We start from the raw sequence: 14,304 nt of genomic DNA on the forward strand, positions 1-14,304 counted from the left end.
GGGAGTGCGTCTGTAAAGCTGCCCTGCGCGGGCGGCGGTCACTTCGTGACATGTATGCCGGCTTCGCCCGGGGCCTCCCGATGGTCGGCGGAAAATTCTCATCGCGACCAGCGGGAGCGTCAACCGAAGGGGTATACCTGTCACGAAGTGACCGCACCGCGCGTAGCGGGTAGTTTCATGCCGAATAGGTTCATACGGCCTAGTGTCGGCGGGTTTAGAGCGAGGCTGCGAAGGCCAGGAGCACGGCGTCCTGCATGGGGGCGGCGATGAGCTGCATGCCTGTGCCGAAGGGTGCGCCGATAGCTTCTCCAGCGAGAGTGACGGTGGGCAGGCCCGCGAGACTGGCAGGTGTGGTGTAGCGCAGAATCGCTCCGCGGATGTGAGATTGGTCTTTGCCCGCGATGAGTTTGTTAACCGGGGCGCATGGAACGAGCAGGAGGTCGACTTGTTGGAAGAGCGACGAGATTTGAGTGCGGAAGATATCCAGGCGATGGTGGAGGGTTTCGAGTTGGGTTGTCGTGATGGACGCTCCCCATGCGAGGCGATCTGCGATTGCGGGCTCGAAGTGTTGATAGCGGTTCCGGTGGATTTGGGCTGCTTCGCTGGCCTGTATGGTGCTGAATATCTCCAAGCTGTCGGCCCAGAAGGCAGTGTCGATTGGAGTCAGGGTTGAGCCGTGATGGGTGAGGTGCTGCTTCCATGCAGCGAATGCGGAGAGGACCTCGGGCTCGCAGTCGTGAGTGAAATCGTCCCCGGCGTAGCCGATTCGGAGTTGGGTGGGTGTGGGGGCCGCGGGGATGTCGTAGATGGCGCTGGCCAGTGCGGGGCCGTCGCGGAGATCGCGGAAGAGCAGGCCGAGGGTATCGAAGGATGGCGCTAGATGGAAGGCACCGGCCCAGCGTTCTTCGCCACGGCTGACGCCGAGAGAGGCACGGTAGCCAGTGAGTCCGCAGAGTGCGGCTGGGACGCGGACTGAGCCGCCGGTGTCGGTGCCGATGGCTGCGAGCGCGGACCCTTCCTGTACGCTCGCGGCTGCGCCGCTCGAGGAGCCGCCTGTAAGTAGAGTTGCGTCGCGGGGTTGGACAGAGTCGCCGTAGTCGGCGTTTTCGCCAGTGATTCCGTAGGCGAGTTGGTGGAGATGAGTTTTTCCGGGGATGATTGCGCCTGCGTCCAATAAGCGCTGGGCGACCCAGGAGCTTTTTCGGGCATTGGGGTTGAGCTGCGCATAGTAGTGGGAGCCGCAGCTTGTTGTAGTGCCGACCACGTCGAAGCAGTCTTTGATCGAGATTGGAATTCCATAAAGAGGTGGGCGATTTTGAGCGTGGGAGAAGATGGTCGGGAGTAATTCGGCGCGATGGAGCGATTCGGTGGTGGTGAGGGTCAGGTACGTGTTGTGTGAGGCGTTGCTGTTGGCCCTGCCGGCAGCCTCAGTGGCGATGGTGACGGGGTCGGTTGCTGCGGAGGCGAGGGCATCGCGTAGGAGGGTGAGCGGAGAGGAGGCGTTTGTCATGGTTTGGGACCGTGATGAGTCAGACGCGGAAATCAATGATCAGTGGATCTTTGTGGCGAAGGTCTGGAAGTAGGCTTGTAGTGCTTTCGCGGTAGATACGTCGAGTGTCGGATTCGGCGGCATGGCCGAGTTTGGATCAATGGATTTTGGATCGCGAATGTAGCGCTCGAAGGTCGATGGCGAAGCGGCCGCGTAGTTGCCCAGGGTTTGCCATGGTCTGCCGGCCTTGGTGCCGCCGTAGTGGCCCATGTTGTGGCAGCGGTAGCAATGTTGCTGGGCGATCCGAAAGCCCTCGATGACCTGCAGGTTGGACGCATCTCTTTTATGAGGCGCAATGGCGCCATAGACTTGCTGCGCCGTACCAAACTCCACCCGAGTTACTTTCGCCGGAATTTTTGGAATCTCCTGAAAGGAGAGAACGCTGAAGGAAGGAGTGAAGTCCGCGTGGGTGACGAAGTAATTTCCAGGGTCGTCGTTTTTCGACTGGGCTACCCAGGTTTCGACGGGCAGGCCGTTAATCTTCAGCGCGAGGATGGGATGGTGCGCCTTCACATATTCGCGGGTGTACGTCGCGCGATAACCGTCGGAGCAAAGGGCGGTCAGTAGATCTGCTTCAGGAAGAGCGCCGAGGGAGCGCTCGAGTACATCGAGGTAGACGCCGGTTACGGTCAGCTTTTGCTGAGGGAGTTCGCGAAAGTTGTCGTCGCCTGTGACGGTGACCGTTGTCTGAGGGAACGTCAGGAGTTGCTCGTACGAGATGTAGCGGACGGTGCCGGGCGAGATGTCTGCTGCCAAGCCGGCGATCTCGAGGTCCGAATTCGAGCTGCGCTCGGTCAAGAGAAGATGACCGCCCGAAGGAGAGTCGGCCGCTGGCAGCGCAAGACATGCGGCAACGACAGCGATCAGCTTCACTGGAGGCATAATTCAGACTATCGCGGAATCTATCTTCGGCAAGCGCAAAAATGATGAGTTTCGCGCGTCGGTAATTCGGACGTGGAAACTTCTATGACTGTAGAGAGAGTATGCCTGCGAGTGGGATTCTGACCCACGCGGGGCGATTGTTGAGTTCGTACAGGAGTTCGTAGAGAGACTTTTCGAGCAGGTAGGCGTTGAGCAGGATTTGTGCCTGCGCAGGTTGAGGGATCAACGCTGGATCTTTGGCCCGGACGGTCGTGTGATAGGTGCGGAGAAACTCTGTGGAGACGGAGTTCTGCCAAAGGGTGGCCCACGGCTCGAGATACTTCGCGTCGTCTGGGCGACGTTGCGCGAAGGCATTGTGTGCGGCGTGAGCGGCGTAACTGAAGGAGCGCAGCATACCCGCTACGTCTCGCAGGGGGGATTGTTTAGCGCGACGTTGGGCGAGGCTGCGCGCGGGTTCGCCTTCGAAGTCGAGGATGACGTAGTCGCCGCGGGAGCGGAGGACCTGGCCGAGGTGATAGTCGCCATGAATGCGAATACTCTGGCCAGCAAGGGCGGGCGTTGCGGAGGCGATGGCACGCGCGCGGGCGAAGAGTTCGATGCGGCGGCTGAGTACGAGCGCGGCGTTGTCGGCGGTGGTCTCGGTGAGCTGGGACATGCCGCGTTTAAGAGCTTCGAGGGTGAGTGACAGTTGGGCGTCGATGCGGTCGGCGTCGGCGACGAGGTCGGCTGTGGTGAAGTCTTCAGCTGCGAAGGCTGGGTCGTGAGTAGGGGTGGCGAGCGCGAGATGCATCTCGGCGGTACGGCGGCCCAGCAGCGCGGCCGCGTCGAGATAGAGGCCGGCATGTTCGCGCGCGAGTGCCGGTGATTCGCTCTCTGTAAAGAACGAAGCGGGCGTGCCGACGTCCTGGAGAGCTGGCAGAATGGCGACGCTTTCGTAGTAGTGCGAGAGTTCGTCGAGGGTCCACTGCCAGCCGTCGCCCTCGTTTTCGACGAGACCTTGGAGCATCGCGATGGTGGTGGGCGTGCCGTTTTTCGTACGAAGTGTAATGTCGCCAAGAAAGGGAGCGATGCGAGGGAAGTGCGCGGTTTCGGTGAGAAAACGTCCGATCTCAGTGTCGGGATTCTCTCCGGGTTGGAGGCGACGGAAGAGCTTCATGATGAGCTTCGCATCGTAGAGGATGGATGTGTTCGATTGTTCAGCCGATCCTGTACGGGCGGGCAGTGGATCGGTGCCACGAGCCGCGGTATACGCACTGCTCTTGCGTCCGTGCAGTGTTCCATTCTGAGTCGATAAGCTTTCCTCGGTCTCGATGAGTTGGAGGATTGCCTGCCGGACGTCTTCTCGCGCGACCGCATCATGCAGGACTGCGGGACCGTCGCCGGTTGTAACGGTGGCGACAATGCTTGCGGGATCTGAGCCGCGAACCATCTCTGCTGCGTCACCCGTACTGATCGTCAGAGCGAGCTGATAGACATCGGTGCTGTCGTCCTCATAGATGAGATGAAGGAAGAGTAGAGCTGCGTTGAGGCCGGGGAGCAGCGCGGAGTCGAGGATATCGACTGACTTGATGGTTCGGGTCTTTGCTCCGAACCAGCGCTGATGTGGAAGGAAGCTTACGAGAAGCTGCTGCAACGAGGCTAATTCAGCTCCTGTAAGGATGCCCTCGATGCCGTGGCTCAACATGCTGACGATGGGTTCGTCGACGGGGACCTCGACCGGCTCAGGCGATGAAGGCGCAGATTGGAGTTCCAGCCAGAGAAAAGAGTATGGGGCGAGCGTAAGCGGATAGGGATTTGCGGTAATGGTTGGGAAGGTTACGTAGCCGAGCATCTCGACGGGAATCATCCCCGAGAATTTGGACAGATCGAGCGATACGGGTTGCGAGAAGCGTGAAAGGTTCGCAACGCAGAGGACTGTTTCGCAGTGGTCGCCTTCTTCATATTGACGAATATAGGCGAGGATCTTTCGATTCTCCGGACTGAGAAACTCCTGCGTGCCTCGTCCGAAGACGTGGAAGAGCTTGCGCAGGGCGATCATGTTGCGCGTCCAGTGCAGAAGCGACGATTGATCGGACTGCTGCGCCTCGACGTTGATGGATTGATAGCCCCAGATGGGGTCCATGATGACGGGAAAGTAGAGCTGAGCCGGAACCGCTTTGGAGAAGCCTGCGTTGCGGTCGGAGTTCCACTGCATCGGCGTGCGGACCCCGTTGCGATCGCCGAGATAGATGTTGTCGCCCATGCCGATCTCGTCGCCGTAGTAGAGGATGGGTGTTCCGGGGAAGCTGAGGAGGAGCGAGTTGAGTAGCTCGATGCGGCGGCGGTTGTTGTCAACCAGTGGCGCGAGGCGTCGGCGAATGCCTACGTTGATGCGCATGCGCGGGTCAGCCGAGTAGGCCAGGTACATGTAGTCGCGCTCGTCGTCGGTGACCATCTCGAGCGTGAGTTCGTCGTGGTTGCGGAGGAATAGACCCCACTGGCAGTTGTCGGGAATGGCGGGAGTCTGCGCCATGATGTCGGTGATGGGGAGACGGTCTTCCTGGCGAAGCGCCATGTAGATGCGCGGCATCAGCGGGAAGTGAAAGGCCATGTTGCACTCGTCGCCGTCGCCGAAGTAGGGACGAACGTCGGCGGGCCACATGTTGGCTTCGGCTAGCACGAGGCGATTGTCGTACTCGGCATCGATGACGGCACGGATCTCTTTAATCTTGACGTGGGTTTCGGGCACGTTCTCGCAGCTTGTGCCGTCGCGTTCGATGAGATAGGGAATTGCATCCAGACGGAGGGCATCGACGCCCATGTCCAACCAGAACCGCATCGCCTTGAGAACCTCTTGCATCACACGCGGGTTGTCAAAGTTCAGGTCGGGCTGATGCGAGAAGAAGCGATGCCAGTAGTACTGCTGCGCGACTTCGTCCCAGGTCCAGTTGGACTTTTCAGTGTCGACGAAGATGATGCGGACGCCTTCGAAGAGCTTGTCCGTATCGCTCCAGACGTACATGTCGCGCTCGGGCGAGCCTTTGGGCGCGAGACGCGCTGCTTTGAACCAGGGGTGCTGGTCGCTGGTGTGGTTGATGACCAGCTCGATCATGACCTGCATGCCGCGCAGATGAGCGGCGTCGAGGAACTGTTTGAAGTCGTTGAGTGTGCCGTAGCTGGAATTGACCTCGACGTAGTTAGCTATGTCGTAGCCGTCGTCACGCAGCGGTGAGGGGAAGAAGGGAAGCAGCCAGAGGCAAGTGACACCCAGATCCTGCAGATAGTCGAGCTTCGACATGAGGCCGGGAAAATCGCCGATGCCATCCGCGTTCGAGTCCATAAAGGCTCGGACGTGAATCTCGTAGATGATCGCGTCCTTATACCAAAGCGGGTCGGTGGCGCTGCCGGCTTTTTTCACTCTTCGTCCTCGTGCTGGAAGCTGATTTATCGAATCGTTATTTATGGCGTGGGTGGTATTTCGACGGTAGGTTTACGGAGCAGACGGAAGATGTGCGCGGGCATCACGTCCGGTCGCAGCGCGACGTAGTTACTGCGGTCATGCCATTGATAGCGTGTGCCGGTGAGTAGATCTTCAATCTCGAAGGTTTCGTTGTGCGGGACCGCTAGTTGTTTTAGGTCGAGATCGATCCATCCCGCTTGCTCCTGGGTCGGATCGAGGTTGACGGCCACGAGAATCCGGTTGTCTCCGCTCGATTTGCTGTAGGCGATGATGTTTGAGTTGTCGACGTGGTGGAAGTGGAGAGAGCCGTCAGAGTGGAGTGCCGGGTTATTTCTTCGGATTTGATTGACGAGTGTGACCAGAGGCGCGAGGCTGTTGTTCGCACTGCGATTCCAGTGACGGATCTCGTACTTCTCACTGTTGAGGTATTCTTCGCTGCTCGGTTTGGCAGGAACGTTTTCGCAGAGTTCGAAGGCGGGGCCGTACATGCCGTAGTTTGCGCCTAACGTCGCCGCGAGGATGAGGCGTTGCATGAAGGCGGGACGGCCACCATTTTGCAGTGTGGCATGCAGGATGTCGGGAGTGTTGGGCCAGAGGTTGGGATGAAAAAAGTCGGTCACTGGCGGCTTCGTGATCTCTTCGAAGTACTGCTGCAGCTCGTCCTTCGTGTTGCGCCAAGTGAAGTAGGTGTAGGACTGGCTGAAGCCGGCCTTGGCGAGCGAGTACATGACGTGGGGACGGGTGAAGGCTTCGGCGAGAAAGATCACATCGGGATATTTTTTATGAACTTCGCCGATGCACCACTCCCAGAAGGGAATGGCTTTCGTGTGCGGATTGTCGACGCGGAAAATTTTCACGTCGCGCTTGATCCAATAGGTGAAGACATCACGCAGGGCCTCCCAGAGCCCGCGCCAATCGGGCGATTCGAAGTTGAGGGGATAGATGTCCTGATATTTTTTGGGAGGATTCTCCGCGTATTGGATTGAACCGTCAGGGCGGATGTTGAACCAGTCGGGGTGCTCAGCGACCCATGGGTGATCGGGCGAACATTGAAAGGCGATGTCGAGAGCGACCTCCATGCCGTGTTCGCGGGTCGCGGCGACGAGCGCGTCGAAGTCGCGCAGAGTTCCGAGAGGAGCATGGATGGCCTTGTGGCCGCCCTCCTTTGCGCCGATAGCCCAGGGGCTGCCAGGATCGTTTTCCGTTGAGGTAACGCTGTTGTTGGGGCCTTTGCGAAACGCTTTGCCGATGGGATGGATGGGTGGCATATACAGAACATCGAAGCCCATCGCTGCGACGTCTGGCAGAAGCGCTATCACATCGGCGAAGGTGCCGTGGCGTGTTGGGTCGGGCGAAGTGGATCGCGGAAAAAGTTCGTACCAGGTGGAGTAGCGCGCTCGCTCGCGGTCGACCCAGAGATGAAATTCTCTTGCGTAGCGCGTGGCGAACCCGAGGTCAGGATATCGCGCGACCAGAGCGACGATCTCGTCCGTCAGCGGATTCTCGTAGACATCAGATTTTGCCTTTGCCAGTTTGAGCAGGCGTGCGGCTTCGTCGGCCAGATGTTTGCTGTCGGCCCCCTCTGCGCGTTTTGCCGCGTGTTCCAAGAGGAGTGCGCCGGAACGTAAAGCGAGCGGAATATCCTGTGGGGCGGCTGCGGGATTTGTGCCTCCGGGAACGGGTTGCGCTTCGAGCCGCTTTTGCAGATCTGCAGACCAGGTATCGAAATGATCAACCCACGCCTCAAGGGTGTAGAGCCAGTCGCCGAGCGCATCGACTGTGAAGCTGGCAGACCAGAGATCATTGGTAAGCGGGGAGAGGGGAGCGGATCGCCAATCGGCCTCGCTCGAGTGGCGATAGAGCAGGCGTCCGGAGACATGGTCGTGACCATCGCCAAAGACCGCAGCAGTTACGGTTACGGTGTCGCCCAGGATTCGCTTTGCTGGATAACGTCCACAGTCGACTTGTGGTTCGACCTCTTCAATAACGACACGTTTGCGGCCTTCAATAGGTTTCATACTCACTCAGATCTTATGACTCGCTTTCGTACCTATAGTAGTCCGACAGGCCGCGCTTCAAACGTCGCTATCGGAACTGACCGGAACTCCTCATAGGCAGATGCAGATTGAGCTGTATGTGTTTGCTGGCAATGGGAAAGCGTCGAATTGTATGTGGGTTGTATAAGCCACATACAAAGCGAAAAGGTCGCCGTGACGGCCGTTTTCTGGATTCCCAAAGGGCTTGCTTCAAACTTCCACACAGCTCGAACTTGCCGTTCGAGAGCGAACTGGTTTTCAAGTGAGGGTTCTGCGGATAGGACCGTCTTACACGGGTTTTATGACGGTAGCGACAGATCATTCCGATAGGGAAACATTTTGAGAAAATCGTTGGCGGCGTTCTGAAATTGAAGTCAATTTCTCCAATTGAAATAATTTTCCCCTTGACAATGGGTTAACGCCTCTGTTCGACTTGCGGGCGTTACAGGGAGGCGGAGATTTCATGGCACACCTACGCAAGACCAGCGCTCCTTCAGAGTCGACCAAGAACGGCGGGACACAGCGCAGAGACTTTACCTACTCGACCGGTTTTCTGAAGACCAGATTTTCCAGGGCAGTTCAAACCATCCTTTTGCTGATGATCGTTGCGGGCGTTGGTCCGCAAAAGGCGACGTTGGCTCAGACCGATCTTGGCTTCATCTCCGGAACAGTTCGGGATGCCGCTGACGCTGTGGTTCCGAACTGTCAGATCGAGGTCAAAAACTCGAGAACAGCGACAACGCGCACCGTCACATCGGACCAAAACGGCTACTTCAACGTTCCCTCGCTTACGGTGGGGCCTTACACAGTCTCGGCCACTGCGCCTGGATTTAAACATCTAGTGACGAATGTTGACGTGACCACGAACGGTACGACCGCTAATCTTCAACTCTCTGTGGGGAATGTGCAGCAGGAGGTGACGGTCACTTCCGAGTCGGGCTCGGTAAGTTTGCAGACGGATAACCACGAGTTGGTAACAACGGTTTCGCCGACTCAATTGGTCAACCTGCCGAACAACACCAGAAGCATCCTGAACGTCGCGACTCTAGGGCCTTCGTCGCAGCAGGGTACCGATGTCGGCGTGGATGGTGGAGATGAAGGTTTTTACGGGCAGACGGCAAACTCGGTCATCATCTCAGGACTTGGTAATGCCCATACGGCCTTTCTTCAGGACGGCGTGGACAATACCAACCTGTTGACGCAGACGGTCAACATTCTTTCGTCGGTCGAAGCGACGCAGGAGGTAACAACGATTCTGAACGGAGCCCCGGCGCGTTTCAGCCAGCCTTCGATCATCAACGTCATCACCAAGAGTGGATCGAATCAGATTCACGGAACGGCGTATGACTTCTTGCAGAACGATGACTTCGACGCTCAGAACTGGTTTGCTACGTCGAAACCCGCAAAGCGCTTCAACCAGTTTGGAGGCAACATCGGAGCTCCGTTGTGGAAGAGCAAGCTGTTCGCTTTCTTCGACTATTCGGGCCTGCGCAGCCACACGGGGGTGGTCAACCGCGACCGAGTTCCGACCGACGCCGAACGCGGCGGGGACTTCTCCGCTGACAACCTGACTCTCTACGATCCTTCAACCTACGACCCCATCACCGGTACCAGCCAGCCATTTGCAGGCAACAAGCTTACATCGATCAGCCCCTTCGCTCAGCTCTGGTTGAAGAACTATCCCGAGCCAAATCAGGCGCTGGACGCGAGCAACGTCAACTACGTTGTAAACCTGCCCCAGATTAGTAACTACGACGAATACCTTGGCCGCGTGGACTTCAACATCTCGCCACGGGACCTCCTGTTCGGAACCGTGGCGAGGCTCGACAGCCAGGCGGGCCAGAACAGTATTACGCCTGGGCTCTTTGGCATCTTCATCGCGCTGAAGGGCACCAATATCTCGGTCGCTGAAACCCACGTGTTCAATTCGAATATCGTGAATGTGTTCAAGGTTGGTTACAACCGAAGCAATCTATTTCGTACGCAGCAGGGCGAAGGTGCTCTGAACTATGCTGAGGCTTACGGTCTGGAAAACGTCAATCCTGCACCAGCGCAGTGGACTCCTCCAGCGATTAACCTGACGAACTACACCTCGCTCGGAGACCCGTACTCTCCGCAAGGCGCGATTCAGAACCGCTTCCAGTACACGGACGAGGTGAGCTGGAAGCTTGGGAATCACACGTTTGTGTTCGGTGGCGATTATGTCAAAACACAGTTTGATGGAAACTGGGTCGTCGGCAACAACGGCATCTATAACTTCGACGGAAGCGCGACCTCAGCATACATAAACGGTGTGCGGAGCTCGACCGACCAGGGTAACTCTTTCGCTGATATGGAACTCGGATTCCCTCGGACCGCCAATGCTGCCAATGGCGTAACCCTTGGCGCGTTTCGCGGCACCGATGTCTCGGGCTACGTGCAGGATGACTGGAAGGTGCTGCCTCGGCTGACCTTCAATATCGGACTGCGATATGACTTCGACAATCCGCCGAACGACAAAAACGGCCATGGCGGACAGTTCGATGTCGCATCCAATCGGGTTATTCCCGGTACGTGGAAGACGAACTACAACGACTGGGCACCGCGGTTTGGATTCTCTTACCAGGCGAACGATCGCACGGTCGTCCGTGGCGGCTATGGAATTTACTACGCACCAATTCTCTATAACAATCTCCAATTCCAACTGTTGTACTCGCCGAACTTTGTAAATCAGTCGTACTCGTTCAACGTGGCTACTCCGGTAGATATTCAAGATCTGTTTGTCCCTAACCCATCTTTGGCTGGACAGCAGAACTACACACTGACAAAGACCTTGAAAGACACGTCAGTGCAGGACTGGAACTTCAACATCGAACGGTCGCTCAGCAACAACACGCTTCTCACCCTTGGCTACATAGGCAATGTGACCCGTCATCAGTCCGCGCGCGCCGATCTCAATCAACCCTTTGGATTGACGCCCGGGAACACGAGCGGCATTCTTGACCTGAGACCGAACACGAACGTTGGAACGACTGATGGCCAACTCAATGCCGTTTCGGCGAACTACAACGCCCTCGCGATCAAGTTAGAGCGACATACACCAACGGCCTGCAGTTCCTGGGCGCCTATACCTACTCGAAGACAATGGATATTTTGGATGGCGACAATGCAGACATTCAAAATCTCTATAACCCTGGGCTGACCTACGGGCCCGCGGGCTTCGACCGCACTCACAATTTCATCTTCAGCGGAGTGTATGAGTTGCCTTTTGGCCCCGGGAAGAAGTTCCTGAACTCAAACAACCTGCTCAATCGCGAAATTATTGGCGGTTGGCAACTCTCCGGAATTCAGGTGTTCTCCACCGGGCAGCCAATCCAAATCACAGCTAACAACAATGCCGACACCAGTTCCGTTCATAGCGTCTACGCAAATCGGATCTGCACTGGCAATCCTCCATCGGGTCATCCTCGCTTACAGTTCTTCGATCCTTCCTGCTACGTACAGCCAGCGACGGGTCAATATGGAACAGCCAGAAGCGGACCGCGTCAGCCGGGCATCGATACGACCAATCTGAGCATACAGAAGGCGTTCGCGATTACCGAGCGGCAACAGCTCCAGTTCCGCGCGGAGGCGTTCAGCGTCTTCAATCACCCGAACTTTGGCACCGGAAGCACCAGCATTACGAATCCAGCCGCCGGTCTGCTTACAACTGAACCGGTTGGTCAACGAGTGCTGCAACTCGCTTTGCGTTATGCCTTCTAAATCGCATTGTCGTCTAACCACAGGGGTCAGAGGTTTCCCTTCTGACCCCTCTCAGCTTAGGATTGCTCGACGAAATTCGTTCCGCTTTACTTGCTTGCAATATCGAAAAGAAAGCATTGGAGATTGGTCATGGCTGTGACACGACGTAAGTTTCTATTGAACTCCACGTACGCAGGAGCGGGGTTTGCCGTAATCGGTGCAATGAAGCCAGTGGTCCTACTGGCGCAAACAGGCGAAAAAGATATGGCTCCATATCTGACTGGAATCAGGATGGCCGCAACGCCTGCGACGAACTACCGTGCGTATCGCTCCAAGGTGTCTGCGACACCAGATGTCACAACCTGGGTACAGGTGGACTTGAAGAAAAGCGTTCCCATCTCCGCTATTCAGCTATTTCCCGCCTCCGAGCGGATGTATCCGGGCCGCGATCAATATTACGGTGGTGAAGGATTCCCTCTGCGTTTCAAACTGGAGGCTTCCGACGATGCCAGCTTTGCGAAGGCTGAGACCATTGCAGACTTCACTCAATTTGACTTCCCGGATTTGAAAGACAACATTACGCAGTACGCAGCGCATGATGTTCACGGGCGATATGTGCGGTTGACGGCCACCCGACTTCGGCCCGTCAAGGCACCTGATACCGACGGCACGCCGTTGGGCAAAGAGCCGAAGGATAGCCCCGACTACACCCTGATGGTTGCGAAGATGGCTGTTTTGTCCGGCGGCCATGATGTTGCGGTGGGATGCAAAGTAACAGCAGATGAGAAGTATGGAAACAACGAGCTTGTCGCGCAGCTCACGCGGCCTCCACGGCAAGATGGAGAAGGCATTCGCGTAGACAATCCCTATGCAGTGACCGATGCTGCAACCTGGAAACCAGCAAAGTATAAAGCGGAAGCTCCGAAGACGGGAGTAACGTTGGACGGCGGCGTCTTTCAGGCTGCGATGCAAAACAACATTCAGTATTTGCTGAACTCTTATACAACCGACGATCTTCTTCGCCAGTTTTACGAGCGGACAGGCAAGATCAAAAACTTCAAGCCTACCGGCTCGCAGGTCTTCTGGGAGGAAGATCTTGCGGGTTCAAACGCAGGCCGTTTTTTGATGGGCGCGGGCAACACGGTGCGCTGGATAGACGACCCTGAGTTGCGGCGCCGTCTCAACGTTGTGGTCGACGGTATCGAAAAGTGCCGTCAGTCGAACGGATACATCATGGCATATCCCGAAGACACGATTTTTTATTCGGAGCGTGCAGCGTACACTCGCGCATGGCTCACGCATGGTCTGTTGGAAGCTGGATATGCCGGCAACCCGAAAGCCCTGCCGATGCTGCGCGGATACTACGACTGGTTCAACCAGCAATCCTTCCTGCCAGTCATGCTGCGCGGAGCGATTCAAGGCGGCCAGGGCATGGTGGCGAATACGCGTGTGTGCACAAGCCCAGTTGGAAAACCAGCGGATGCTCAGGTGATTCAGCGCTACTACCAGGAAGATGGCTGGATGGAAGGGCTGGCAAAGCAGGAGAAAGAGCAAGTGTGGCAGTATCCGTATGACCGCCCGCATTGCTATCTTCTGACCAATCTCGAAGCATACCTGGATATGTATCTTGCCACGGGCGATGTGCGGTATCGCGATGGTGTGCTGGGCGCGTGGGAACTCTATCGCGCACACTGGCAACAGGCGGGCGGAAGCATCTCGATTATCGAGTTCGAGAAAGATCCGCCGAACAGCAACTATCTGCGCCAGAAGCTTGGGGAGTTGTGCGGCAGCAGCTTCTGGGTCTTCCTGAGCCAGCGTTTCCAACTTCTGAATCCTGATGAAGAACGCTATGCCACTGAGATCGAGAAGTCGATTTACAACGTTGGCATGGCAAATCAGGACGGCGGCGTAGGTCTTCGCTACCACACGATCATGGAAGGCAAGAAAGAGAAGTCCACGCACGAGAACACGTGTTGCGAAGGACAGGGGACACGGCTGCTTGGGACTCTGCCGGAACACATCTACTCCATTGCGCCGGATGGAATCTATGTGAATCTCTATGAACCCTCGACGATTCGTTGGCAGCAGGCTGGGCAACCGATGGAGCTCAAGTTAAAGACGCGCTTTCCCTACGACCCGCATGTGAGCGCTGCGGTAAAGGTGTCGGCACCTACACAAGCTAACCTGCGGATTCGTGTTCCTTCCTGGGCCGCGAAGGAGATGGCGGTATCGGTCAACGGAAAGGTGACAGGTTCAGGCAAGCCTGGCTCGTATCTCGCGGTCGATCGTAAGTGGAGCGACGGAGATGTCATCGAGTTTGTGCTTCCTGCAGAGATTCGAGTGAAGCGCTACAACGGCGACGACCAGGTTGCGGGCAAGAAGAGGTACTCGGTCGAGTACGGTCCAATTCTTCTTGCTGCCGTGGGAGCTCCAACAGCAAATATTACGGTGGACAAAGGCAAGGAAGCAGAGCATCTGGCAAATCATCTGGAGCCTGTCGATGGAGCACCACTTCACTTCTCTGTCCGTGGAAATACGGGTCAAAAGTTCATGCCCTACTGGCAGATCTCGGAGGAAGAGTTCACCTGCTATCCGGCAGTGACGGCAATGGCGTGATGAGTCTGGGCGGACTGCCGTGGATCGGTAGTCTGCCCGCCCCTCGAGCAAAACAAGTTTGA

Annotated in this window: 7 protein-coding genes; 3 read left to right on the plus strand and 4 right to left on the minus strand. The window is 56.9% G+C overall.

Annotated features, from left to right (window positions below):
- Positions 1–214: 214 nt before the first annotated feature.
- The 4 genes from RBB77_RS04040 to RBB77_RS04055 form a co-directional block, all read right to left on the minus strand.
- Positions 215–1,510, minus strand: a complete 1,296-nt coding sequence (locus tag RBB77_RS04040) for an amidase (protein ID WP_353064899.1) — start codon at positions 1,508–1,510, stop codon at positions 215–217.
- Between the two features lie 39 nt (positions 1,511–1,549).
- Positions 1,550–2,431 carry a hypothetical protein gene (locus RBB77_RS04045; RefSeq protein ID WP_353064900.1) on the minus strand — a complete coding sequence of 294 codons (882 nt, stop codon included), beginning with the start codon at positions 2,429–2,431 and terminating at the stop codon, positions 1,550–1,552.
- A gap of 82 nt (positions 2,432–2,513) precedes the next feature.
- Positions 2,514–5,828 carry a maltose alpha-D-glucosyltransferase gene (gene treS, locus RBB77_RS04050; RefSeq protein ID WP_353064901.1) on the minus strand — a complete coding sequence of 1,105 codons (3,315 nt, stop codon included), beginning with the start codon at positions 5,826–5,828 and terminating at the stop codon, positions 2,514–2,516.
- A gap of 41 nt (positions 5,829–5,869) precedes the next feature.
- The gene (locus RBB77_RS04055; protein WP_353064902.1) at positions 5,870–7,888 is read right to left on the minus strand and encodes an alpha-1,4-glucan--maltose-1-phosphate maltosyltransferase; all 2,019 of its coding nucleotides are present in this window, start codon (positions 7,886–7,888) and stop codon (positions 5,870–5,872) included.
- A 481-nt stretch (positions 7,889–8,369) separates the two neighbouring features.
- Between RBB77_RS04055 and RBB77_RS04060 the strand changes: the two genes are divergently transcribed.
- The 3 genes from RBB77_RS04060 to RBB77_RS04070 all read left to right on the plus strand — a co-directional run bounded on the left by RBB77_RS04060 (position 8,370) and on the right by RBB77_RS04070 (position 14,242).
- Positions 8,370–11,087, plus strand: coding sequence for a TonB-dependent receptor (locus tag RBB77_RS04060; protein WP_353064903.1), 2,718 nt, complete (start codon positions 8,370–8,372; stop codon positions 11,085–11,087).
- Entirely contained in the window at positions 11,030–11,647 is a 618-nt protein-coding gene (locus tag RBB77_RS04065) for a hypothetical protein (RefSeq protein WP_353064904.1), read from the plus strand. The genes RBB77_RS04060 and RBB77_RS04065 overlap by 58 nt, the downstream gene beginning before the upstream one ends.
- Positions 11,648–11,776: 129 nt before the next feature.
- Positions 11,777–14,242, plus strand: coding sequence for a beta-L-arabinofuranosidase domain-containing protein (locus RBB77_RS04070; RefSeq protein WP_353064905.1), 2,466 nt, complete (start codon positions 11,777–11,779; stop codon positions 14,240–14,242).
- Positions 14,243–14,304 lie beyond the last annotated feature (62 nt).

This window comes from Tunturibacter psychrotolerans, from assembly GCF_040359615.1.
Lineage (GTDB): Bacteria > Acidobacteriota > Terriglobia > Terriglobales > Acidobacteriaceae > Edaphobacter > Edaphobacter psychrotolerans.

Bases quoted from the DNA above. Each gene is read 5' to 3' on its own strand.
- RBB77_RS04045 (WP_353064900.1), bottom strand. From the start codon at position 2,431: ATGCCTCCAGTGAAGCTGATCGCTGTCGTTGCCGCATGTCTTGCGCTG.
- RBB77_RS04040 (WP_353064899.1), bottom strand. From the start codon at position 1,510: ATGACAAACGCCTCCTCTCCGCTCACCCTCCTACGCGATGCCCTCGCC.
- RBB77_RS04060 (WP_353064903.1), top strand. From the start codon at position 8,370: ATGGCACACCTACGCAAGACCAGCGCTCCTTCAGAGTCGACCAAGAAC.
- RBB77_RS04070 (WP_353064905.1), top strand. From the start codon at position 11,777: ATGGCTGTGACACGACGTAAGTTTCTATTGAACTCCACGTACGCAGGA.
- RBB77_RS04055 (WP_353064902.1), bottom strand. From the start codon at position 7,888: ATGAAACCTATTGAAGGCCGCAAACGTGTCGTTATTGAAGAGGTCGAA.
- RBB77_RS04065 (WP_353064904.1), top strand. From the start codon at position 11,030: ATGGATATTTTGGATGGCGACAATGCAGACATTCAAAATCTCTATAAC.